Origin of the sequence: Salinicola corii, from assembly GCF_008298015.1 — a bacterium.
Lineage (GTDB): Bacteria > Pseudomonadota > Gammaproteobacteria > Pseudomonadales > Halomonadaceae > Salinicola > Salinicola corii.
Genome location: NZ_VTPX01000012.1, coordinates 90,153 through 109,060, shown reverse-complemented (window position 1 = coordinate 109,060; position 18,908 = coordinate 90,153). Strand labels below are relative to the sequence as shown.

The 18,908-nt window shown below is 60.4% G+C and carries 20 protein-coding genes and 5 tRNA genes; 12 read left to right on the top strand and 13 right to left on the bottom strand.

What is annotated here, in order from left to right:
- Window positions 1-132 precede the first annotated feature (132 nt).
- Genes F0A16_RS17845 through F0A16_RS17835 form a run of 3 tightly spaced genes read left to right on the top strand, consistent with a single transcriptional unit; the run spans window position 133 to window position 2,929 of the window.
- A complete protein-coding gene (locus tag F0A16_RS17845; RefSeq protein ID WP_149436758.1) occupies window positions 133-1,005 on the top strand; it encodes an aldo/keto reductase in 873 nt (290 codons plus the stop codon).
- An 11-nt stretch (window positions 1,006-1,016) separates the two neighbouring features.
- Complete coding sequence (locus F0A16_RS17840) at window positions 1,017-2,051, top strand: SDR family oxidoreductase (RefSeq protein ID WP_149436756.1); 1,035 nt, start codon at window positions 1,017-1,019, stop codon at window positions 2,049-2,051.
- Between the two features lie 59 nt (window positions 2,052-2,110).
- Window positions 2,111-2,929: an oxidoreductase gene (locus F0A16_RS17835; protein WP_149436754.1), complete on the top strand. Its 819-nt coding sequence runs from the start codon at window positions 2,111-2,113 to the stop codon at window positions 2,927-2,929.
- Here the strand turns inward: F0A16_RS17835 and F0A16_RS17830 are convergent.
- Window positions 2,910-3,863 (bottom strand): AraC family transcriptional regulator, encoded by a 954-nt coding sequence (locus F0A16_RS17830; RefSeq protein ID WP_149436752.1) that lies wholly within the window; start codon window positions 3,861-3,863, stop codon window positions 2,910-2,912. The two genes, F0A16_RS17835 and F0A16_RS17830, sit on opposite strands and share 20 nt — an antisense overlap.
- A 95-nt stretch (window positions 3,864-3,958) precedes the next feature.
- Between F0A16_RS17830 and F0A16_RS17825 the strand changes: the two genes are divergently transcribed.
- Complete coding sequence (locus F0A16_RS17825) at window positions 3,959-5,041, top strand: aldo/keto reductase (RefSeq protein ID WP_149436750.1); 1,083 nt, start codon at window positions 3,959-3,961, stop codon at window positions 5,039-5,041.
- Window positions 5,042-5,053: 12 nt separating this feature from the next.
- Complete coding sequence (locus F0A16_RS17820) at window positions 5,054-6,145, top strand: zinc-binding dehydrogenase (RefSeq protein WP_223119819.1); 1,092 nt, start codon at window positions 5,054-5,056, stop codon at window positions 6,143-6,145.
- Window positions 6,146-6,474: 329 nt separating this feature from the next.
- Here the strand turns inward: F0A16_RS17820 and F0A16_RS17815 are convergent.
- The 9 genes from F0A16_RS17815 to F0A16_RS17775 form a co-directional block, all read right to left on the bottom strand.
- Window positions 6,475-6,562 (bottom strand) — tRNA-Ser (locus F0A16_RS17815).
- Between the two features lie 138 nt (window positions 6,563-6,700).
- A complete protein-coding gene (locus F0A16_RS17810; protein WP_149436748.1) occupies window positions 6,701-7,261 on the bottom strand; it encodes a nitroreductase family protein in 561 nt (186 codons plus the stop codon).
- Window positions 7,262-7,325: 64 nt separating this feature from the next.
- Window positions 7,326-8,165, bottom strand: coding sequence for an NADPH-dependent 7-cyano-7-deazaguanine reductase QueF (gene queF, locus F0A16_RS17805; RefSeq protein WP_149436746.1), 840 nt, complete (start codon window positions 8,163-8,165; stop codon window positions 7,326-7,328).
- Window positions 8,162-8,935, bottom strand: a complete 774-nt coding sequence (locus tag F0A16_RS17800; RefSeq protein ID WP_149436744.1) for an ABC transporter permease — start codon at window positions 8,933-8,935, stop codon at window positions 8,162-8,164. Before F0A16_RS17800 ends, queF begins: the two co-directional genes overlap by 4 nt.
- On the bottom strand, window positions 8,932-9,915 hold the full coding sequence (locus tag F0A16_RS17795) for an ABC transporter ATP-binding protein (RefSeq protein WP_149436742.1): 984 nt from the start codon (window positions 9,913-9,915) through the stop codon (window positions 8,932-8,934). Before F0A16_RS17795 ends, F0A16_RS17800 begins: the two co-directional genes overlap by 4 nt.
- Before the next feature lie 455 nt (window positions 9,916-10,370).
- A tRNA-Gly gene (locus F0A16_RS17790) sits at window positions 10,371-10,445 on the bottom strand.
- Window positions 10,446-10,499: 54 nt separating this feature from the next.
- Window positions 10,500-10,575, bottom strand: a tRNA-Glu gene (locus tag F0A16_RS17785).
- Between the two features lie 114 nt (window positions 10,576-10,689).
- A tRNA-Gly gene (locus F0A16_RS17780) sits at window positions 10,690-10,764 on the bottom strand.
- Between the two features lie 35 nt (window positions 10,765-10,799).
- A tRNA-Glu gene (locus tag F0A16_RS17775) sits at window positions 10,800-10,875 on the bottom strand.
- 166 nt (window positions 10,876-11,041) lie between these two features.
- Here F0A16_RS17775 and msrB point away from each other — a divergent pair.
- The gene (gene msrB / locus F0A16_RS17770; protein ID WP_149436740.1) at window positions 11,042-11,440 is read left to right on the top strand and encodes a peptide-methionine (R)-S-oxide reductase MsrB; all 399 of its coding nucleotides are present in this window, start codon (window positions 11,042-11,044) and stop codon (window positions 11,438-11,440) included.
- 319 nt (window positions 11,441-11,759) lie between these two features.
- Here the strand turns inward: msrB and F0A16_RS17765 are convergent, their stop codons facing one another.
- Complete coding sequence (locus tag F0A16_RS17765; RefSeq protein ID WP_149436739.1) at window positions 11,760-12,161, bottom strand: lysozyme inhibitor LprI family protein; 402 nt, start codon at window positions 12,159-12,161, stop codon at window positions 11,760-11,762.
- A 109-nt stretch (window positions 12,162-12,270) separates the two neighbouring features.
- Window positions 12,271-12,645 carry a tautomerase family protein gene (locus F0A16_RS17760; RefSeq protein WP_149436737.1) on the bottom strand — a complete coding sequence of 125 codons (375 nt, stop codon included), beginning with the start codon at window positions 12,643-12,645 and terminating at the stop codon, window positions 12,271-12,273.
- A gap of 780 nt (window positions 12,646-13,425) precedes the next feature.
- Between F0A16_RS17760 and F0A16_RS22290 the strand changes: the two genes are divergently transcribed.
- The 4 genes from F0A16_RS22290 (at window position 13,426) to F0A16_RS17740 (ending at window position 15,214) form a co-directional block, all read left to right on the top strand.
- Window positions 13,426-13,845: a Na+/H+ antiporter NhaA gene (locus F0A16_RS22290; RefSeq protein WP_149436772.1), complete on the top strand. Its 420-nt coding sequence runs from the start codon at window positions 13,426-13,428 to the stop codon at window positions 13,843-13,845.
- Window positions 13,772-14,092: a Na+/H+ antiporter NhaA gene (locus tag F0A16_RS22285; protein ID WP_187776064.1), complete on the top strand. Its 321-nt coding sequence runs from the start codon at window positions 13,772-13,774 to the stop codon at window positions 14,090-14,092. Before F0A16_RS22290 ends, F0A16_RS22285 begins: the two co-directional genes overlap by 74 nt.
- Window positions 14,093-14,130: 38 nt before the next feature.
- Window positions 14,131-14,601 (top strand): hypothetical protein, encoded by a 471-nt coding sequence (locus F0A16_RS17745; protein WP_149436732.1) that lies wholly within the window; start codon window positions 14,131-14,133, stop codon window positions 14,599-14,601.
- Window positions 14,602-14,821: 220 nt separating this feature from the next.
- Window positions 14,822-15,214 carry a nuclear transport factor 2 family protein gene (locus tag F0A16_RS17740; RefSeq protein ID WP_149436730.1) on the top strand — a complete coding sequence of 131 codons (393 nt, stop codon included), beginning with the start codon at window positions 14,822-14,824 and terminating at the stop codon, window positions 15,212-15,214.
- A gap of 337 nt (window positions 15,215-15,551) precedes the next feature.
- On the opposite strand, the gene F0A16_RS17735 is transcribed toward F0A16_RS17740, so the two are convergent.
- Window positions 15,552-15,824 carry a hypothetical protein gene (locus F0A16_RS17735; RefSeq protein ID WP_149436728.1) on the bottom strand — a complete coding sequence of 91 codons (273 nt, stop codon included), beginning with the start codon at window positions 15,822-15,824 and terminating at the stop codon, window positions 15,552-15,554.
- Between the two features lie 614 nt (window positions 15,825-16,438).
- Between F0A16_RS17735 and ylqF the strand changes: the two genes are divergently transcribed.
- Together ylqF and F0A16_RS17725 are read left to right on the top strand one after the other, a co-directional pair.
- Window positions 16,439-17,383, top strand: coding sequence for a ribosome biogenesis GTPase YlqF (gene ylqF, locus F0A16_RS17730; protein ID WP_149436726.1), 945 nt, complete (start codon window positions 16,439-16,441; stop codon window positions 17,381-17,383).
- 164 nt (window positions 17,384-17,547) lie between these two features.
- Window positions 17,548-18,774, top strand: coding sequence for a pyridoxal phosphate-dependent aminotransferase (locus F0A16_RS17725; RefSeq protein ID WP_149436724.1), 1,227 nt, complete (start codon window positions 17,548-17,550; stop codon window positions 18,772-18,774).
- The last annotated feature ends 134 nt before the right edge of the window (window positions 18,775-18,908 follow it).

Sequence of the window (18,908 nt, the reverse complement as noted above, 5' to 3'; positions counted from 1 at the left end):
ATGAACGCCCTCGTCAAACGCTGGGTTGGCGGCCACCCCTTGAGGTTTTTACGGAAGTCCTGCAGCGCTCTGTTGCTGGGCAGGGCAATCGTGTCCACTAGCGTTGCGCTTGGAACTTGAGACCGCCAAGCCTTGGCAACGCTGGAGCGGGCGCTGGCGCGCGGCGTCACCCTGTTCGACACCGCCGACATTTATGGTGAAGGCAGGAACGAGGAATTCATCGCGCCCTTCATCCGCGCGAACCGCGACCGGGTGACGCTTGCCACCAAGTTCGGCATCAACCGCTTCGGCCCCGCGATCGACCAGGTCAGGATCGAGAACCGTCCCGAATATATCCGGCGGGCGGTCGATGGATCGCTGCGCAGGCTGGGGATCGAGGTGATCGATCTTTATTACATGCACCGCCGCAATCCGGCGGTGCCGCTGGCGGAATCCGTCGGCGCCATGGCCGATCTCGTCAAGGAGGGCAAGCTGCGCTTCCTCGGCCTCTCCGAGGTTTCGGCGGACGAACTGCGCGAGGCCCACGCCGTCCATCCGATCACGGCATTGCAGACCGAATGGTCGCTGTTTTCGCGCCATGTCGAGGACAGCATCGTTCCCACCGCCGCCGAACTGGGCGTCGGCTTCGTGCCTTATTCGCCGCTCGGTCGCGGACAGCTGACCGGCCGTGTCGATCCCGGCGGTTTCGACGAGAAGGACGTGCGCAAGCTGTATGACCGGTTTGTCGAGGACGACAACGCCCGCCTGGTCGATGCGATCAAGGCGATTGCCGCCCGATACGACGCAACCGCGGCGCAGGTCGCGCTGGCGTGGCTGCACAGCCGTTCCAAGGTGTTCGGGCTCTCGGTGGTGCCGATCCCGGGTACGCGCAAGCCATCGCGGCTCGATGAGAATGTCGGCGGCGCGCAGTTGGTGCTTTCGGATGCCGATCTGGCGGAACTGGGAAGCCTGGCCGATCGCGTGAAGGGCAGCCGCGACATGGGCCGCCCCTCGGATCGTACCTGATGGAGATCGACATGACCGACAAACCGGTGCTCGTCACCGGCGGCACCGGGTTCATCGCCCAGTACTGCATCATGGCGCTGCTGGACGCCGGCTACGCCGTACGCACGACGGTGCGGTCGCTTTCGCGCGAAGCGGAAGTACGCGGCAACCTCAAGACCGGCGGCGCCGAGCCGGGCGAACGCCTGTCATTCGTGGTTGCGGATCTCACCAGCGACGACGGCTGGGACGAGGCGGCCGCAGGCTGTGCCTATGTCATGCATGGCGCATCGCCGACACCCTCCGGCGATCAGACCCGCGAGGAGGACTGGATCAAGCCCGCCGTCAACGGCAATCTGCGCGTCCTGCGCGCCGCCCGGAACGCCGGCGTCAAGCGCGTCGTGCTGACCTCGGCTTTCGGAGCGATCGGCGTCGGACACAAGCCGGGCTATCCTCGACCGTTCAAGGAGACGGACTGGAGCGACCTGGCCGGAGACGTTGCGCCGTACCAGAAGTCGAAGACGTTGTCCGAGCGCGCGGCGTGGAATTTCGTGGCGGACGAAGGACGGGGGCTCGAACTCTCCGCGATCAATCCGGTCGCCGTTCTCGGCCCGGCGCTCGGTCCCGATTTTTCGCACTCCACCCGCCTGATCAAGAACCTGATGGACGGGCAGCGCGGATGCCCGAAGATCAATTCCTGCTTCGTCGATGTGCGCGACGTGGCCGATTTGCATCTGCGCGCCATGACCGACCCCGCCGCCAGCGGCGAACGCTTTCTGGCCACATCGGGCGACAGCCTGTGGATGGTCGAGGTCGCACGGGTGTTGCGGCAGCGGATCGGCCATGCCGCGAGCAAGGTGCCGACGCGGGTGCTGCCCAACTGGCTGGTGCGCCTGGCCGCGCGCCGGAACCCGGCATTGAAGGGGATCGTGCCGATGCTCGGCTACAACATGAACGCCTCGGGTGAAAAGGCTCAGCGCCTGCTCGGCTGGCAACCGCGTTCGCCTGAAGAAGCCATTGTCGCCACCGCCGAGAGCCTGATCCGGCTTGGCTTGGTCGAGGGGCGATAGGGGCAAAGGGGGGCGTTGCTTGCGTGCAGCGGCCAAGTCAAGGCAGAGGAGCATTTTCCATGGAAACATCAGCAAAGCCCGTTGTGCTCGTCACTGGCGCGTCATCCGGCATGGGCAAGGATTTCGCCTTGAGACTGTTGAAGGAAGGTTATGTGGTCTATGGCGCCGCGCGCCGCGTCGAGCGGATGCGGGATATCGTGGAAGCCGGCGGCGTCGCCCTCAATATCGATGTGAGCGATGAGCGCTCGATAGGCGATGGTGTCGCCCGGATCATCGCGGATCAGGGGCGGATCGATGTTCTGATCAACAATGCCGGCTACGGCCAGCACGGTGCCATCGAGGATGTGCCGATCGAACTTGCCCGAGGGCAAATGGAGGTCAATCTTTTCGGCCTTGCACGCCTGACCCAGCTTTGCCTGCCGCATATGCGGGCTCGAGGACATGGCAGGATCGTCAATATTTCATCCATCGGGGGCAAGATCACGACACCCTTGGGTGGGTGGTATCACGCTTCGAAGTTTGCCCTGGAAGGCTGGTCCGATGTGCTGCGCAACGAGGTCCGGGCATTCGGCATCGAGGTTGTCGTCATCGAGCCGGGCGGCATTGAGTCGGAATGGTCCGACATTGCGACCCACGAGGCTGTGCGGCTTTCCGGCAAGGGCGCCTATGCGAACCTGGTGCAGGCCTTCGCGAAAGCGCATTCGGGCACGAAAGCACCGCCGCCAAGCGTGATCACCGAACTGGTGATGCGCGCGCTTCAGAGCCGGCGCCCAAGGTCCCGCTACGCCGCTGGCTTCATGGCAAAGCCACTTCTGCTCTTGCGTCGCATTCTGTCAGACTGGATGTTCGACCGACTGATCATGTCCGCTTTCCGGTAGGCTCGTGCCATGCCCCCAGGAGGCTCGCTCCGGCCTTGGCCTCGCGTGGCGAAACACCAAAGAGGTCTCTGAACGCGCGGCTGCAGGAGGTGCGCGAACGCCAGCCATTGTCTTCGGCGATGATCGCGATCGGCCGGTCGGTCTGCAGGATTTCGGCACGGATGCGGAACAGGCGCCAGCGCGCCACATAGTCCATTGGCGTCAGCCCGGTCCGCCGCCGGAAGATGTCGGCAAACGACGAGCGTGACATGCCGGCTTCGGCGGCGAGGCGGCCGACGCTCCAGCCCTCGGCGATTCCAGCATGAAACGCGCGCAAGGCGCGCCCGAGACGCGGATCGGCAAGCCCCGCGAGCCAGCTAGGCGTCCGATCCCTGGTCATGGCCAGATAGGCGCGCAGCGCCTGCACCAGCAATATGTCGGCGAGCCGGGCGACGATCAGGTCTTCTCCGGTGGCGTTGGTGCCCACCTCTTGCCCCAGAAGAGAGAGCGTGGTCCGCAAGGGTGCCGCGACTGGAGAGTCGGCGGGAATGCGAATGGCGGGCGGCAAGGCAAGGCGCATCCACTCGGCACCGGTTTCCTCGAAGGTGAAACGCCCGCCGATAACGATCTTGTCCGGTGCGCCGTCGCCGAACCGCACCACGCCATCAGCATCGCGATGGCTGGCGAAATAGGCTTCGCCGTCGATCTCGGGATGATCGCCGGTCCGCGAGGCATAGGGCGCGCCGTCGGTCAGCAGGTAGCAGTCGCCTGCCTCCAGATGCAGGGCCGGCCCATTCGCCGGGCGCAATTCCAGCCGGCCACTCAGCAATGCCCCGAACTTCAGGTGCCTGAAGGCTGGAAAGCGCATGGCATAGCCACCCCGGCTTTCGAAGCGCACCGGCGTTGCGCCGGAGACGCGCATCGCCAAAAGGATATCCGAGAGCGGATCACGCATTTCTGGACCTTAGGATACATATTTCGGACATTATGTGGTTTTTAGTCCAGGAAGGCACGCTTATATTGAAACGGTCAACTACAGGAGTTTCGATCATGCAATACACGCAGCTCGGCCGCACCGGCACCTTCGTCTCGCGGCTCTGCCTCGGGACCATGACCTTCGGCGGCACGCTGGAGGGCACCGGCGGCATCGGCGGTCTCGACCGCAAGGCGGCCGGCGAGATTTTGGGCACGGCGCTCGATGTCGGAATCAATTTCATCGACACCGCCGATGTCTATAGCGGCGGCCAGTCCGAAGCATTGCTGGGCGATCTGCTCGGCGCGCGGCGAAACGACGTCGTTCTGGCGACCAAGGCCAATGCGCGCATTGGTGCCGGTCCGAACGATGTCGGCCTGTCGCGCATCCACATCATGGATGCACTGGAGAGCAGCCTCAAGCGGCTGAAGACCGACCATATCGATCTCTACCAGATCCACCGCTGGGACCCGCTGACGCCGATCGAGGAAACGCTCGGCGCGCTCGACGACGCGGTGCGACAGGGCAAGCTGCGCTATATCGGCGCCTCCAACCTGGCGGCCTGGCAGCTGATGAAGGCGCTGGGCGCCTCCGCACAGGAGGGGTTTGCCCACTTCGTCTCCGTGCAGGCCTATTATTCGCTCGCCGGTCGCGGCGTCGAGGATGAACTGGCGCCGGCGATGTGCGACCAGGGGCTTGGCATGCTGTGCTGGAGCCCGCTGGCGGGCGGGTTGCTATCGGGCAAGGTGACCCGCGACGGCGCGGACGCCGATTCCCGTCGCGGTCGTCGTGGCGCGGCCAATCAGTTCCCGCCGGTCGACGAGGACCGGGTGTTCGCCATCATCGACGTGCTTCGTGACATCGCCGGCAAACACAATGCCACGCCCGCGCAGGTGGCGCTGGCCTGGCTGTTGTCGCGGCCGGTGGTCGACAGCGTCATCGTCGGCGCCAAGCGGGTCGACCAGCTGACCGACAATATCGGCGCCGTCGACGTCGCGCTCGACGAAGAGGATCTCGCCGCGCTCGATGCGGTCAGTGCCGAGGCGCCGCGCTATCCGAACTGGGTCTTGACCTATAACGCGGCGAGCCGTTTCCCGAAGGATCATCCGGTCGCCGGGCCGAGCTGGGTCGGCGGCGAAACACCGCTGCACGCCGAATAGGGAGAACCCGCCATGCCGAAGACGATGCGCGCCTGGCTGCTCGACAGGCTGGGCGGAAAACTCGAACTCGTCGAACGCCCCGTGCCCGAGCCGCACGCGGGCAGCGCCCTGATCGAGATCGACGCGGTCATCCTCCCTTCCTACCTGCAGGATTACGTCGAGGGCAAGCTCCCCACCTATATCGCGCCGGACCGTCCCTTCACGCCGGGCAGCAACGCCGTCGGACGGGTGGCGGCCGTCGGGCGCGACGTGTGGCACCTGAAGCCCGGCCAGCGCGTGCTGCTGTCTTCGCATTTTACCGCCGGCGAGAATGTCGCCGATCCGGCGCAGGTCTTGCTCGGCATCACCTCGTTTGGTGGGCCGAGCACGGCGATGCAGGCTGACTGGCCGGACGGGACGCTGGCCGACTACGCGCTGTGGCCAGTCTCGGCTTTGACGGCGGTCGAGGGGCTCGATGCGGTGCCGGCGGAGGTGCTGGCCGCCGCCGCGCGCTTCGCCGTGCCCTATGGCGGGCTCAAGCGGGGAAGGCTCGCGGCCGGAGAGACCGTGGTGATTTCCGGCGCGACGGGCGCCTATGGCAGCGCGGCGGCTCTGGTCGCGCTGGCACTGGGCGCCGGACGGGTTGTCGCCACCGGCCGCAATGCATCCGCGCTGGCCGCGCTTGCAGAGGTCGCTGGCCCCAGAGTGCGCACCGTGGTGCTCAGCGGCGGCGTGAAGACCGACGCATCCGCCCTGCGCGATGCCGCTGACGGCCCGATCGCGCTGGCCTTCGACATGGTCGGCCAAGCTGGCGACCCGTCAGCCACGCTGGCGGCGCTCGGAAGCCTTTCGCGCAACGGGCGGCTGGTGCTGATGGGTTCGATGACGGTGCCGCTGTCGATCAACTATCTTCAGGTCATGAGCATGGGATTGGAGATCATCGGCAACTTCATGTATCCGCGCACCGCGCTCGCCGACCTATTCGCGCTCGCCCGCGCCGGGTTACTGGACCTGTCCGCGATCCAGTCCCAGTCCTTCCCGCTGGACGCACTGACAGAGGCGATGGCCGCCGCGCGTGTCGCCGGCAACATCAATTCTGTCGTCGTAGACTCCGGGGCAGCGTGAAGATTGATGCAATCCGCATACACGGCACCCCGGACAAACAGCACCGAACCATCGGCGCTGATCGAGAACTGAGTCGAAAGTATCCGAGGTGGGTCAACGACGACTATTCCACCAATGCCCGCCGAAACCTGAAGGTCGGCAAACAGCGATGTTTAGCCGAGGAGAAGGGGGATTACCGGCTCGCTTCGCGAGGCCGCTTGTCGGCTCGAAAACCAGAACCGCGAGCGCCTCGGTGCGAACCGGAGGGTTCTCATCCACTCCCCCTTCTCCAAGGCCTAATTTCAGACATGAAAAAACCGGCTACTGAGAGCCGGTTCTTTTCAATTCGGTGGCGGAGGGGGAGGGATTCGAACCCTCGAAGCCTTTCGACTTACACACTTTCCAGGCGTGCTCCTTCGACCACTCGGACACCCCTCCGCATTGTCATCCTTCCCGTGGCGGCCTTGCCGCTGCGTTCAGAACGGCGCACATAGTAACGAGCTAAACCAGTGATCGCAAGCCGTTTTTCCTTTTCCGACGAGCTTTTACGATCTCTCCAGAACAGGAAACTCAGCGCTAGCGCCATCGCTCCAGATACTCCTCCGGGTCACGCACCGGTGCGTCGGGGTAGCGCCCGCCGACCTGGCCAAGGTAGAGGTAGCCGATCAGTTCTTCATGCTCGCCGAGACCCAGGCCGCGCCAGACGGCCTTGTCATGGGCATAGGTGCCGGTGCGCCACATCGCCCCCAGCCCTTGCGCGAAAGCCGCGTAGAGCATGGCATGGGCCGCGCAGCCGGCCGAGATGAGCTGCTCGACCGGCGGCACCTTGGGCAGATCCGGCGTGATGCGCGCGATCACGGCAATGATCATCGGCGCCCGCTTGGGTTTCTTGCGGGCGGCGTCGAGGCTGCCGTCATCGATATGCGGGTTGGCCTGATAATCGGATCGGGCGAACAGCTCACCCAACCGAACAAGCCCCTCGCCGCTGATCTCGATGAAGCGGTACGGCGTCATTTCCTTGTGGTCCGGCGCCCGCAGTGCGGCACGGTAGATGGCGTCGAGCTGCTCGGCGGTTGGCGCCGGCGCGGCCAGCTTGCCCATCGAGCGACGCTGGTGCAGTAGCGTCATGGCATCCATGTCTGACTCCTTGGAGACATTGGTCGTGAAACGCGACGGATCGCTCGACTCTACGTCAAAAGCGTTACTGCCGCAGCAGCCGGGCAGGCAGCTCCGGGGTCCAACCCGGCGTGGCCCGCCACGGGTTGATGTCGAGCCCGCCTCGGCGCACGTAGCGTGCCATCACCAGCAACTTCTGCGGACGACAGCGTGCCATCAGGTCGACGAAGATATGCTCGACGCAGTGTTCGTGAAAATCCTGATGCTGGCGATAGGAGACGATGTAGCGCAGCAACGCAGCCCGATCGAGTCGCGGCCCGCGATAGGCGATCAGCACACTGCCCCAATCCGGCTGCCCGGTCACCGGGCAGTTGGACTTGAGCAGATGCGAATGCAGCGTCTCCTCGACGATATCGCTCTCGTCGCAGGCCAGCAGACCCGGCGCCGGCGTGTAGCGATCGATGGCGACATCGAGATCATCGATGCACTCACCCGGCAGCGGCGCCGGCGCGAGCGCAGCGTCGTCGACACCGAACAGCTCGACGGTGACCGGGGCACCGGCCGCGACGCTCAAGTCCCGTTGCAGCAGCTCGATCACCGCGTCACGGCCGGCGAACGTGGTCTGGTTGAAGCCGTTGAGGTAGAGCTTCCAGGATTTGGATTCGATCAGGCAGGGCGAATCCGCCGGCAGCCGGAAGCGCGCCACCGCGACCACCGGCTTGCCGCGCGGGTCGAGCCAGGAGAGTTCGAACGCCCACCACTCGTCGCCACCGACGAACGGCAGTGACGACGCCTCGATCCCCAGCGGCACCCGGTTGGCGGCCCGCTCGATGGGAAACAGCAACGCTGCGTCGTAGCGCTCGGGATAGGCGGACTCGCGTCCGAGCGGCGCGTCGACCAGCGTCCCAGGACGATCCTGACTCATGAGCGAATCCCCTTGCCGCGGTTGAGCATCCACAGCGCCAGGCACCAGAACGCCACGATGAAGGCGGCGATGGCGATCAGCGCCCCGCTCACCGGAATGTCGGAGATGCCGAGGATGCCGTAGCGGAAGGCGTTAACCATGTAGAGGATCGGGTTGATCATAGTCACGTTCTGCCAGAACTCCGGCAGCAGGTCGATCGAGTAGAACACGCCGCCCAGGTAGGTCAGCGGGGTGAGCACGAAGATCGGGATGATCGAGATATCGTCGAACTTCTTGGCCAGCAGCGCATTGATGAAGCCGCCGATCGAAAACAGCAAGGCGGTCATGACCACCACCATCAGGGTCAGGAACGGATGATGCAGGTCCAGATGGGTGAAGAACAGCGATACCACCGTCACGATCAGACCGACGCCGAGACCACGCGCCGCGCCACCAATGACGAAGCCGGCCAGGATGACCCAATTGGGCATCGGCGAGACCATCATCTCCTCCACACTGCGCTGGAACTTGTTGGAGAAGAACGATGACGCCACGTTGGAGTAGCTGTTGGTGATCACCGACATCATGATCAGGCCGGGCACGATGTAGGACATGTAGGAGATACCGTGCATCTCGCCGACGCGGGAACCGATCAGGTTCCCGAAGATGATGAAATACATCGTCATGGTGATGGAGGGTGGCACCAGCGTCTGCGGCCAGATCCGCACGAAGCGGCGAACCTCTTTCACCACCATGGTCCACAGGGAAATCAGCAGTTGCCGGGTATTCAAGACGCCGTCTCCTTGGCCTGGGCGGATGTTTCGGATGGACCGTCGATGCCTGTCGCGGCATCCGGCTGCGAGGTCATCGAGACGAACAACTCCTCCAGACGATTGGCGCGATTACGCATCGAGAGCACGCGCACGCCCTGATCGGTCAGTTGCTGGAAGGCATCGTTGAGATCGGTGCCCTTGCGCACGGACAGCGCCAACTGGTGCGAATCGGCCCGCTCGACCTCGAAGCCTTCGACCCTGGGTGCCGTGTCCAGCGGCTCGGCAAGATCGAGCAGGAAGGTCTCGGTATCCAGCTCAGTCAGCAGGCCTCGCATCGAGGTATTCTTGATGATCTCGCCCCGGTTGATGATGGCGATATTGCGGCACAGACTCTCGGCTTCCTCGAGATAGTGCGTGGTCAGGATGATCGAGGTGCCCTCCTCCTCGTTGATCCGGCGCATATACTCCCACATGCTGCGACGCAGCTCGATATCCACACCAGCGGTAGGCTCGTCGAGAATCAGCAGGCGTGGCCGGTGAATCAATGCACGCGCGATCATCAGACGACGTTTCATGCCGCCCGAGAGCATACGGGCGGAGCCGTTGCGCTTGTCCCACAGACCGAGATCCTTCAGCAACCGGTCACAACGCGGTCTGGCCTCCTTCATCGGCATGCCGTAATAGCCCGCCTGGGTCAGCACGATGTCCTCGACCTTCTCGAACTGGCTGAAGTTGAACTCCTGCGGCACGACGCCAAGCGCGTACTTCGCCTTGGCGAAATCCTCGTCGATGTCGATGCCGAATATTTTCACCTGTCCCGCCGTCTTCTGGACCAGCGAGCAGACGATACCGAGCGTGGTGGATTTGCCCGCCCCGTTGGGGCCGAGCAGTGCAAAAAAATCGCCCTGCGCGACATCGAGATCGATGCCCTTCAGGGCCTCAAAACCATTACCGTAGACTTTGGTCAGCCCGCGGATGGACAGTGCCGGTTCTGCCATCAGGGATTCCTGCCATGTGTGATAGATCGGAATTCACGAAAATCGGGTGAAACGGGAGTGCCACGCAATATGGGGGCGATTCCTTGAGCTTCAATCTTTAGCAGACGAATTAACTATGCAGGGTCGCCGACTATCCGATAACCGCTGTCCGTGACGATCACATAGCGAATACCAGGATGAGCTCGTTCAGAATCGTCGACGCGCCGATAAGCCCGGAAGACTCAGGCCTTTCGAGGGCGATAAAGAAGGCACACAAAAGAAAGCGGATAGAGAAGCGTCATTAACGCTTCTCTTTTCAGAATCTGGAGCGGGAAAGGAGATCGACCGGGCTGGCGTTCCAGCTCACGACCCTCGGCCACGCTTCAAGATTCTCTAAAACTGGAGCGGGAAAGGAGATCGATCGGACCGGCGTTCCGGCTCACGACCCTCGGCCACGCTTCAAGATTCTCTAAAACTGGAGCGGGAAAGGAGATTCGAACTCCCGACCCTCGCCTTGGCAAGGCGATGCTCTACCACTGAGCTATTCCCGCTTGTTGCAGTCAACGCTATGTAACGAAGACAACATGACCTGGCAGTCATGGAAGTGGCGTCCCATAGGGGGTTCGAACCCCTGTTACCGCCGTGAAAGGGCGGTGTCCTGGACCACTAGACGAATGGGACGCAAGGGAGCAGCGAGGCTGTTCCTGTACTTCTGATATTGGAGCGGGAAAGGAGATCGATCGGACCGGCGTTCCGGCTCACGACCCATGCTGCCTATCTAACGCTACCAAAAGTTGGAGCGGGAAAGGAGATTCGAACTCCCGACCCTCGCCTTGGCAAGGCGATGCTCTACCACTGAGCTATTCCCGCACCGTCACTTTCCACATGCACTTCGATTAACCAAGTGGCGTCCCATAGGGGGTTCGAACCCCTGTTACCGCCGTGAAAGGGCGGTGTCCTGGACCACTAGACGAATGGGACGTAATGTCTCGGCTTCGTCGAAGTGGCGCGTATGTTACTGAGGCGATTTTGAGGTGTCAAGCGATTGATTTCACCGATTTTCACCATAGCCTAATCGGGACTGGTCAGGGAATGCCAAATGGCCTGTAATGCAGTGAGCGAGTCGAAACGATGAGGAGAACTGGACATGGGTAAGGTACAGAAGACGGAAGCCGAGTGGCGTGAAAAGCTCACCCCCGAGCAGTACCACGTTACCCGCGAGAAAGGCACCGAGCGCCCATTTACCGGCGACTATCAGGTCGAGCCGGTCCAGGGTATCTATCACTGTGTCTGCTGTGGCGCGCCGCTGTTCGAGAACGAGCACAAATTCGAAGCGCACTGTGGCTGGCCGAGTTTCGACCGCCCCCTGGCCGCGGCCTCGGTCGAAGAGCACCAGGACGGCAGCCACGGCATGCGCCGGATCGAGGTGACCTGCCGACGCTGCGACGCCCATCTGGGTCACGTCTTCCCGGACGGCCCGGCGGAAACCACCGGCCAGCGTTATTGCATCAACTCGGTGGCGATCACCTTCCATGCCGGCGAATAATATCGCCGAGCGGCGGCATCGGGCAGACAGTCTGCCAGAACGCTCGGGCCTGCTGATTTACCCGGCGTAAAGAGGCGAAAAAGCCCATGACTGTGGGCTTTTTCGTCTCCCTATCTACGATCACGATGTCCACTCGCTGTTTGTTTTTTTCCGAGATCGAGGCTTATAAGTCGAAAGATATTGTTGGCAAGCCAAATAGTAGGCGACAGTTTGAAGGCTATTCGCCAAATCCCGGTCGGTCTCCCGGTACGAGCATCATCGCGTTTGGCTGATCAGTCTGTGGCCACCGCCACAACTCAGCGTGCCGGAGCATGAACCCTTATTGCCTGGGAACCGGACAGCTCACATCACCCTCTTCGCATTGCGAGTAACTCTTCAGCGCCTCGGTGCGCTGGTGGGTCAGCTTCTCCAGGCAGCCAGCCTTGACCATCGAGTTGGCACTGCCCTCAGAGGTGGGCCCGCTCACGAAATCGCATTCGGCGTCGCGAAACTGGATCCAGGCCCGCTGGGCGGTCTTCAATCCTTCCTCCGAGTCGCCATCAAGCCGACCCATGACCTCGTCATAGGTGGCGTTCAACTCCTCGTCCGCGGCTTGGTATCCCTCGCCCGCGCAAGCGTTCATCTCCTGCTGAGTGATTGCGTCTTCGCAGGAGGGGGCAGCCTGAGCAAGTCCACTTAGGCCAACCAGGGCCAAGCCTGAAATCAGTAGAAAACCACGCATCCTTCGTCACCTCGCTTCTGATGTTGTGCTCTGTTGGGGTGATGCCATGAACCAGGCGACCCAGAAGACTCACCCTCTCTGGGCCCACCCATCAGGAATTTCGGTACAGCTATACCTTGACCGAGTATTTAAGGTCCCGCGCTTGGTCTCCCGTCATGCTCCGAAAGCCCCAACAATGCGGCGGTTGCTCTTTAATCGTTACTTCCACATCCACGGGGACAAGACCTACCTCAGTTTCCAGGCGCTGAAAGATCAACTTGATCAATGCTTTTTTGGTCTCCTCCAAGCGCCCTTCCATCATATCGATTTCTATGGCCGTATAAGCCTGTGTTCGGCCATCCGGGTAGTAGAAATCCTCGGCGTCCATTGGAATAAAACGATGTACCCGTTTATCTTCCGGCATACCCAAGTCAGACTGCATGCGGCTGTGGATAACGTCAGAAAACTGAGCCTCGACAGGATTTAAGTATAACTTAAACATCATAGATAACTATCAGGGAGTTTTCCTTTTATATGACACGACTCCAAAACATGATCCTAAACTCACAGACCGATGCCTTCAAAAGAGGACATACTTAATCTATACATTCGCGCCCTTACATTACCTATTCAACCAGCAAGTCGCTACCGCGTGATCGTCGGCGACTCCAAGCAGCGCTATAGCGGATCTCTCACGCTGGCGTCGATATGCCGAGAGACACCACGATTGGCGTCGACTCGGTGATGACCGCCGCACCAGACGGCCGATCTGCCACGCAGTCGTTCAGACCTCGCCAAGGAAAGTGGCGTCTTGCAGTCGTCCATCTAACAGTGAGCATAAACACAGGACGTGGAATCCAACCAATGTCGATCATTCACCCCATACCCGAAGCATACAAGATGAGACCTCGTGCGGAGCCGTGTGGTGTGTCACGCTGCAATTTGCCAGCAAAACTGTTGGAGTGGAAACAGCAAGGACTGCTGCTTCCGATGTCGCGGAATATGCTCCCGACGGTTCAATCGTTCTGGTCGAACCAAGAGCCCAGGAGGCTCACCATGAGATATTATCTCCTATGTAACCGTTGCGGTAATACAGAAGCTCTATCCCTCAATAATTGTCTCGAATGGGACGAAATTAACTGTTCGGAGTGCGGTGATTTTTTGGACACCTGCGGTCATCATGCCGATCTAATAGCACCCAGTTATCGACACCAAATGTTCAATAGATCTAAGAACCTCATTATTAAAATGGCATACGAAAGGTCTCAAGCCGGCGTTTACCGGCATGACTCTTCCACTTATCAGTGACGGAGCCAATCAACCGAAGCGCCTATCATTTCTCGGTCCTTATTGCCTCCGGATTTTTTCGAACTTGTGTAGTTCGTGTCGCATCCTTATCAGCGACAACCGACTACAGGCAATTCTAGCTAAAGTGACCATCTTTCCTCGCGACGAACCCTCGAGAGACAATAAGGAAGGGAGAAGAGACTTGCAACGCGCGAATGTTGCTTCACGTGAGATTTTTTCTCCGCTTGAGCGATTTGAACTCGCATTGTACCCATGGGTCGCTTTCACGGTCCTGCCAGCATTCGCTCTCGCTAACGCCGGTCTACCACTGTTTAGGTACCACCATGGATTGGCAACTTACGGCGGCAATCATTGGAGGACTTGTTCTCGGAAAGCCGATCGGAGTCGTTGCCTTTAGCTATATCGCCGTGAGAGCCCGTTTGGGGGTACTTCCAGAGGAGCTATCGTGGCCCCTTATCTTGGGAGGAGCCTTGCTCACGGGCATTGGATTCACGATGGCTCTGCTCATTGCCGGGATGGGCTGGGAGAGGCTCAGCTTGCATCGGCCAAGATTGGCATTCTGTGCGCTTCCGTCCTCTCTGCAACAACCGGCCTGGCCCTTCTGTTTTGGTTTACCTCACGGTAATCATCAGCGTGCGGTCTGAATATCGTCCACATCAGCCAATTTCTCATGGAGACTATCATGTCAAAGATGGATGACTTAAAAGCGAAGCTTCAGGAGCAAAACGAGTCTGAAAAAAAGGCCAAACAAAGAACCGAACAGGATTTGGAAAATTGGCTTACGGCTCTGCACAGACTTTATGATAGCATTGAAAATATGCTCGAACCCCTAAATGAACAAGGCGTAACAACAAGACGTTCATTTGAAACCAAAACAGAGTTCAACTCTCAAGTAGAGACTCCAATATTACACATCAAAAACAAAGATCAAGAAATAAAATCGAACCCAATATTTTACAGCGTCCCTTATAAAGCACGGGCAGATTTCGAGGTCGGAAAAAAAGCTCGGCTGATTCTCGTATGGTATGGAGAGGAAAAAAGCTGGAAAATGTTAATATCCGACTCCCAAGGACGAACACAGGGTGAAACTGCCGACTTTACGGAGGATGACTTAGCAGTATTCCTCGATAATGCTTTCCCCTGGACAGGCTGACTATTCCAGGCCGCCGCAAATGCGGTTCTCCACGCCAATCGCTCCTTGCTACGGCGATAATTCTGTCTTCAAACTCTCCCGTGTCACGGCCAGGAAACTGCGGAAGTAAGGGCCGATCGCATCACACCGAGCCTCCAACGGACTCCATGCCCCGGAGGTGGCACACGATCGAATCGACCAGTAGCCTGTAGTCTCAATGAGCAAAGCTTAGCCAGACGACATGAAAACGACCGATATCCGTAGCGCCCTCGATGCAATACTCAATCAGCAGTGTCTGCCATTGGAAGAGGCATTGGCATCGCATTTCAGTCCGGAATACCAGCAAAGGACGAATGGCCATTGGGATGACCGCGAAGCCTTTGCAGAACACGCTGCGAAGCTTCGTGAGATCGTGGTATCCGCAGACGTAGAGGTACTCGACGAGCTGAGGGAGGGCAACCGATATGCAGACCGCCACATCGTCCGCGTGACGAAGCGTGATGGTTCGGAGGTGGTCCAAGAGGTCTACCTGTTCGGTGAACTAGATTCCGAGGGACGTTTCCTGAGAGTCGAGGAAACCACGCTGATGCTCCAGGGCGCAGAGGAGGATCGGGATATCGGCAGCGCAAGATGAAGTATCTGGAGCAGGCTAGATTACGTCAACGTGAACATTGTCATTGGGTTTGTTGACAGCGGCACTGACCGGCCAGTGCTCGATGGCGACGCGAGGTGACAGAGCATTGCGTGACTTCACCGGGTGCGCAGGCATTGAGGTTCGTCCTTTCTATGCTAACGACTACCGATATCGCCTACCAGGCGGTGAGCTGCTGGGCGAAGCGGATGCGGGAGAGCGGTAACGCAAACGGAAACGCCACCTCCTTAACTCCGTAAAGCTACCTGCCCGACCATTCTGAGTGCAACGCCTTACCGAATTGGTCAGGTGTTGCACTCAGCAATTTTCGGCAAAGCATTCAGGGTGCCTTCCAGATCTGGAGCAAAGGCTCTTTTTGTCCATGCCAACGAGAATAAAAATCTACTCTGCGTCGAGCATTCAAGGTTGCTCCTACACCTACCACCTCACGAGGAATATGAGAGAGACAACCAACCGTCACTTTCTCATCGATCGGCTCTAGTGTTCTCCTCGGACGTTTGAGCCAAGCATTCTTCGAATCACGCACAACTCGAACTTCACCAACTTGGTCATAGGCGGATGTCATGCGGTGCAACCGCTGTGTCTGATTCATCTCATGTCTCCTTTCACTGATCCGGGGTCACGCTTTTTTTGCATCGCGAGCGGTCCTGGCAGGAATCCATGCCGCTCTGCGGCTCGCGTAAGTCAAGATAGTACAAGAACGGTGTTCTGGAACAGTGTTCTTTATCTGTAACAGTTTCCCTGCGCCTGCATGCGATAGGCGAGAAGGAGAGAGATTCGTGATTATCACTACAGCTGGTATCAGCTGCATTGATTGGGCCCTATATATTGGGCACTGCGATTAATTACCATCCGTTAAAAAACTGATGCGTCAGTCTCATTAGTAGGAAAAATTTAATGTCGAATGAAGCGATTACCCATGACGGGGACAATCAAATGAGAGTCTATTTCATTCGATTCAGGCTGCCAGCTTCGCTTGCTCAGTATGAGCTCTAGCGGAGTTTTACGGGCAGTCTTCGCCGAGTTCCGCGGAGCCTCCGATGAAGAAACGCGGTGCTTTTACCCCCTGATGCCCATGATTCGGCAGATTAGAGCAGCAGGCCACTAATCGTGCGGGCTCCAGCACATCACAGCAGCATCCTGTTAGAATGTCCGCCCGCTTGCCATTGGGGGCGGCGCGATTCGAAGAACAGGCAGGAGAACGTCATGCTCGGCTGGTATCCCGGACACATGAACAAGGCGCGGCGCCAGATCACCGAGGCGCTGCCGGAGGTCGACGTGGTGATCGAGGTCCTCGATGCCCGCCTGCCCTACTCCAGCGGCAACCCGATGCTGGCAGAGCTGACCGAGCACAAGCCCGTACTGAAAATTCTCTCGCGTGCCGATCTGGCCGACCCCGAGGCGACCGAGCGGTGGATCAACTTCTTCGATGCCCAGCCGGACAGCCGCGCGATTGCCGTCACCACGACCCAGGCACGGGAGCTCAAGCAGATTCCGGCGCTGTGCCACGAACTGGCCGGCCAGGTACGCGCCGACCGCGACGTCCGCGTGATGGTGATGGGCATACCCAACGTCGGCAAGTCGACACTGATCAACGGCCTCGCCGGGCGCAAGATCGCCAAGACCGGCAACGAGCCGGCCGTGACCAAGCGCCAGCAGAAGATACGCATCGACGGACGTGTCTCGCTGATCGATACGCCCGGCGTGCTATGGCCCAAGATCGAGGATCAGGCCAGCGCCTACCGGCTGGCGGCCAGCGGTGCCATCCGCGATACCGCGATCGAATACGTCGACGTCGCCATCATCTGTGCCGCCGAACTGGCCAAACGCTATCCCGATGCCCTGCGCGAGCGCTACCGGCTCGATGAACTACCCGTCTACGTGGCGCCGACCGAGACCGACGGCGTCGACGCCGATGGCCCCAGGCTGGTCGATTTCCAGGCCAGGGCCGGGTTCGACGGCCATGCGATCATGAGCGAGATCGCGCGCAAGCGCGGCGGCCTGAAGGCTGGCGGGGTGATCAACCTCCACCGCGGCGCCGAGGTACTTCTGCACGAGCTGCGGGACGGCAAGCTCGGCCGGTTGACCCTGGAGCTGCCGGAGGATATCCCCGACCCCGTCGAGGAGGATATCGACGCCTCCGAGAGCTGACCGCCACCATACAGATGCACCGAAAATCCTTCCGTTTCTGCCCCTTGCGCCGCGCCAGCGCGGCGTTATGCTGGGAATAGGTGACACAGCCCACCGGGGAATACCGACTTCCCGCCCTCTTCAACCCGCCTGACGTTTTAGGCTGTGCAGCTTACGGAACTTCAATGAACAGCCCCATTCGGAAATCGCACAAGCTCGACAATGTCTGCTACGACATTCGCGGGCCCGTTCTCGATCATGCCAAACGACTCGAGGACGAAGGCCATCGCATTCTCAAGCTCAATATCGGCAATCCCGCGCCCTTCGGTTTCGAAGCCCCCGAGGAGATTCTTCAGGACGTGATGCGCAACCTGCCGACGGCACAGGGTTACTGCGACTCGAAGGGACTCTACTCGGCGCGCAAGGCGATCATGCAGGAGTGCCAGCGCAAAGGGATCCCGGGCGTGGGCATCGAGGATGTGTTCATCGGCAATGGGGTTTCCGAACTGATCGTGATGGCGATGCAGGCGCTGCTCAACGACGGCGACGAGGTGCTGATTCCCGCGCCCGACTACCCATTGTGGACCGCCGCGGCCAACCTCTCCGGCGGACATCCGGTGCACTATCTGTGCGACGAGAACGCCAGCTGGTCACCGGATATCGCCGATATCCGCGACAAGATCACGTCACGCACCCGCGCCATCGTGCTGATCAACCCCAACAACCCGACGGGGGCGGTCTACCCGCCGGCGGTGGTCAAGGAGATCCTGGTGGTCGCCCGCCAGCACGGCCTTGTCGTCTTCTCCGACGAGATCTACGACAAGATCCTCTACGACGGCACCGAACACGTCTCCACCGGCGCACTGGCCGAAGACGACCAACTGGTCGTGACCATGAATGGACTCTCCAAGAGCTACCGCTGCGCCGGCTTCCGCTCAGGCTGGATGATCCTTTCCGGGGGACTGGGCAAGCAGAACGCCGAGGACTTCATCCAGGGCCTCACCATGCTCGCCTCGATGCGACTGTGCGCCAACGTGCCGGCGCAGCACGCGATCCAGACCGGCCTCGGCGGCTACCAGTCGATCAATGATCTGATCTTGCCCGGCGGGCGGCTGCTCGCTCAGCGCAACGTCGTGCATGAAAAGCTCAACGCGATCCCCGGGGTGTCCTGTGTCAAACCGATGGGAGCGCTCTACGCCTTTCCACGGCTCGACCCGGAGGTCTATCCCATCCACGACGACGCCCAGATGGTGCTCGACCTGCTGCTGCAGGAGCGTATCCTGCTGGTCCAGGGTACGGCCTTCAACTGGCCGACGCCGGATCACGTGCGCATCGTGACACTGCCCTGGGCCGATCAACTCGGCGATGCCATCGACCGCTTCGCTCGCTTCCTCTCGCGTTATCGCCAGTGATCCGCGGCGGTGGCCAGTCACCGCCATGTAACAGGGCCGCGCGTTTCGACGCGCGGCCACGCCCCCTTGAAACCTATTCACGAAAGTCGTATCTAACGGTTCATAACCGCCTGATTACCGGGCGTTAACGAATA

Excerpts from the sequence above, each read along its gene's own strand:
- F0A16_RS17840 (WP_149436756.1), top strand. The coding sequence starts at position 1,017 with ATGACCGACAAACCGGTGCTCGTCACCGGCGGCACCGGGTTCATCGCC.
- queF (WP_149436746.1), bottom strand. The coding sequence starts at position 8,165 with ATGAGTCAGGATCGTCCTGGGACGCTGGTCGACGCGCCGCTCGGACGC.
- F0A16_RS17735 (WP_149436728.1), bottom strand. The coding sequence starts at position 15,824 with ATGAATCAGACACAGCGGTTGCACCGCATGACATCCGCCTATGACCAA.
- msrB (WP_149436740.1), top strand. The coding sequence starts at position 11,042 with ATGGGTAAGGTACAGAAGACGGAAGCCGAGTGGCGTGAAAAGCTCACC.
- F0A16_RS17760 (WP_149436737.1), bottom strand. The coding sequence starts at position 12,645 with ATGATGTTTAAGTTATACTTAAATCCTGTCGAGGCTCAGTTTTCTGAC.
- F0A16_RS17745 (WP_149436732.1), top strand. The coding sequence starts at position 14,131 with ATGTCAAAGATGGATGACTTAAAAGCGAAGCTTCAGGAGCAAAACGAG.
- F0A16_RS17830 (WP_149436752.1), bottom strand. The coding sequence starts at position 3,863 with ATGCGTGATCCGCTCTCGGATATCCTTTTGGCGATGCGCGTCTCCGGC.
- F0A16_RS22290 (WP_149436772.1), top strand. The coding sequence starts at position 13,426 with ATGACTCTTCCACTTATCAGTGACGGAGCCAATCAACCGAAGCGCCTA.
- F0A16_RS17725 (WP_149436724.1), top strand. The coding sequence starts at position 17,548 with ATGAACAGCCCCATTCGGAAATCGCACAAGCTCGACAATGTCTGCTAC.
- F0A16_RS17835 (WP_149436754.1), top strand. The coding sequence starts at position 2,111 with ATGGAAACATCAGCAAAGCCCGTTGTGCTCGTCACTGGCGCGTCATCC.
- F0A16_RS17795 (WP_149436742.1), bottom strand. The coding sequence starts at position 9,915 with ATGGCAGAACCGGCACTGTCCATCCGCGGGCTGACCAAAGTCTACGGT.
- F0A16_RS17810 (WP_149436748.1), bottom strand. The coding sequence starts at position 7,261 with ATGGATGCCATGACGCTACTGCACCAGCGTCGCTCGATGGGCAAGCTG.
- F0A16_RS17740 (WP_149436730.1), top strand. The coding sequence starts at position 14,822 with ATGAAAACGACCGATATCCGTAGCGCCCTCGATGCAATACTCAATCAG.
- F0A16_RS17825 (WP_149436750.1), top strand. The coding sequence starts at position 3,959 with ATGCAATACACGCAGCTCGGCCGCACCGGCACCTTCGTCTCGCGGCTC.
- F0A16_RS22285 (WP_187776064.1), top strand. The coding sequence starts at position 13,772 with ATGGATTGGCAACTTACGGCGGCAATCATTGGAGGACTTGTTCTCGGA.
- ylqF (WP_149436726.1), top strand. The coding sequence starts at position 16,439 with ATGCTCGGCTGGTATCCCGGACACATGAACAAGGCGCGGCGCCAGATC.
- F0A16_RS17765 (WP_149436739.1), bottom strand. The coding sequence starts at position 12,161 with ATGCGTGGTTTTCTACTGATTTCAGGCTTGGCCCTGGTTGGCCTAAGT.
- F0A16_RS17820 (WP_223119819.1), top strand. The coding sequence starts at position 5,054 with ATGCCGAAGACGATGCGCGCCTGGCTGCTCGACAGGCTGGGCGGAAAA.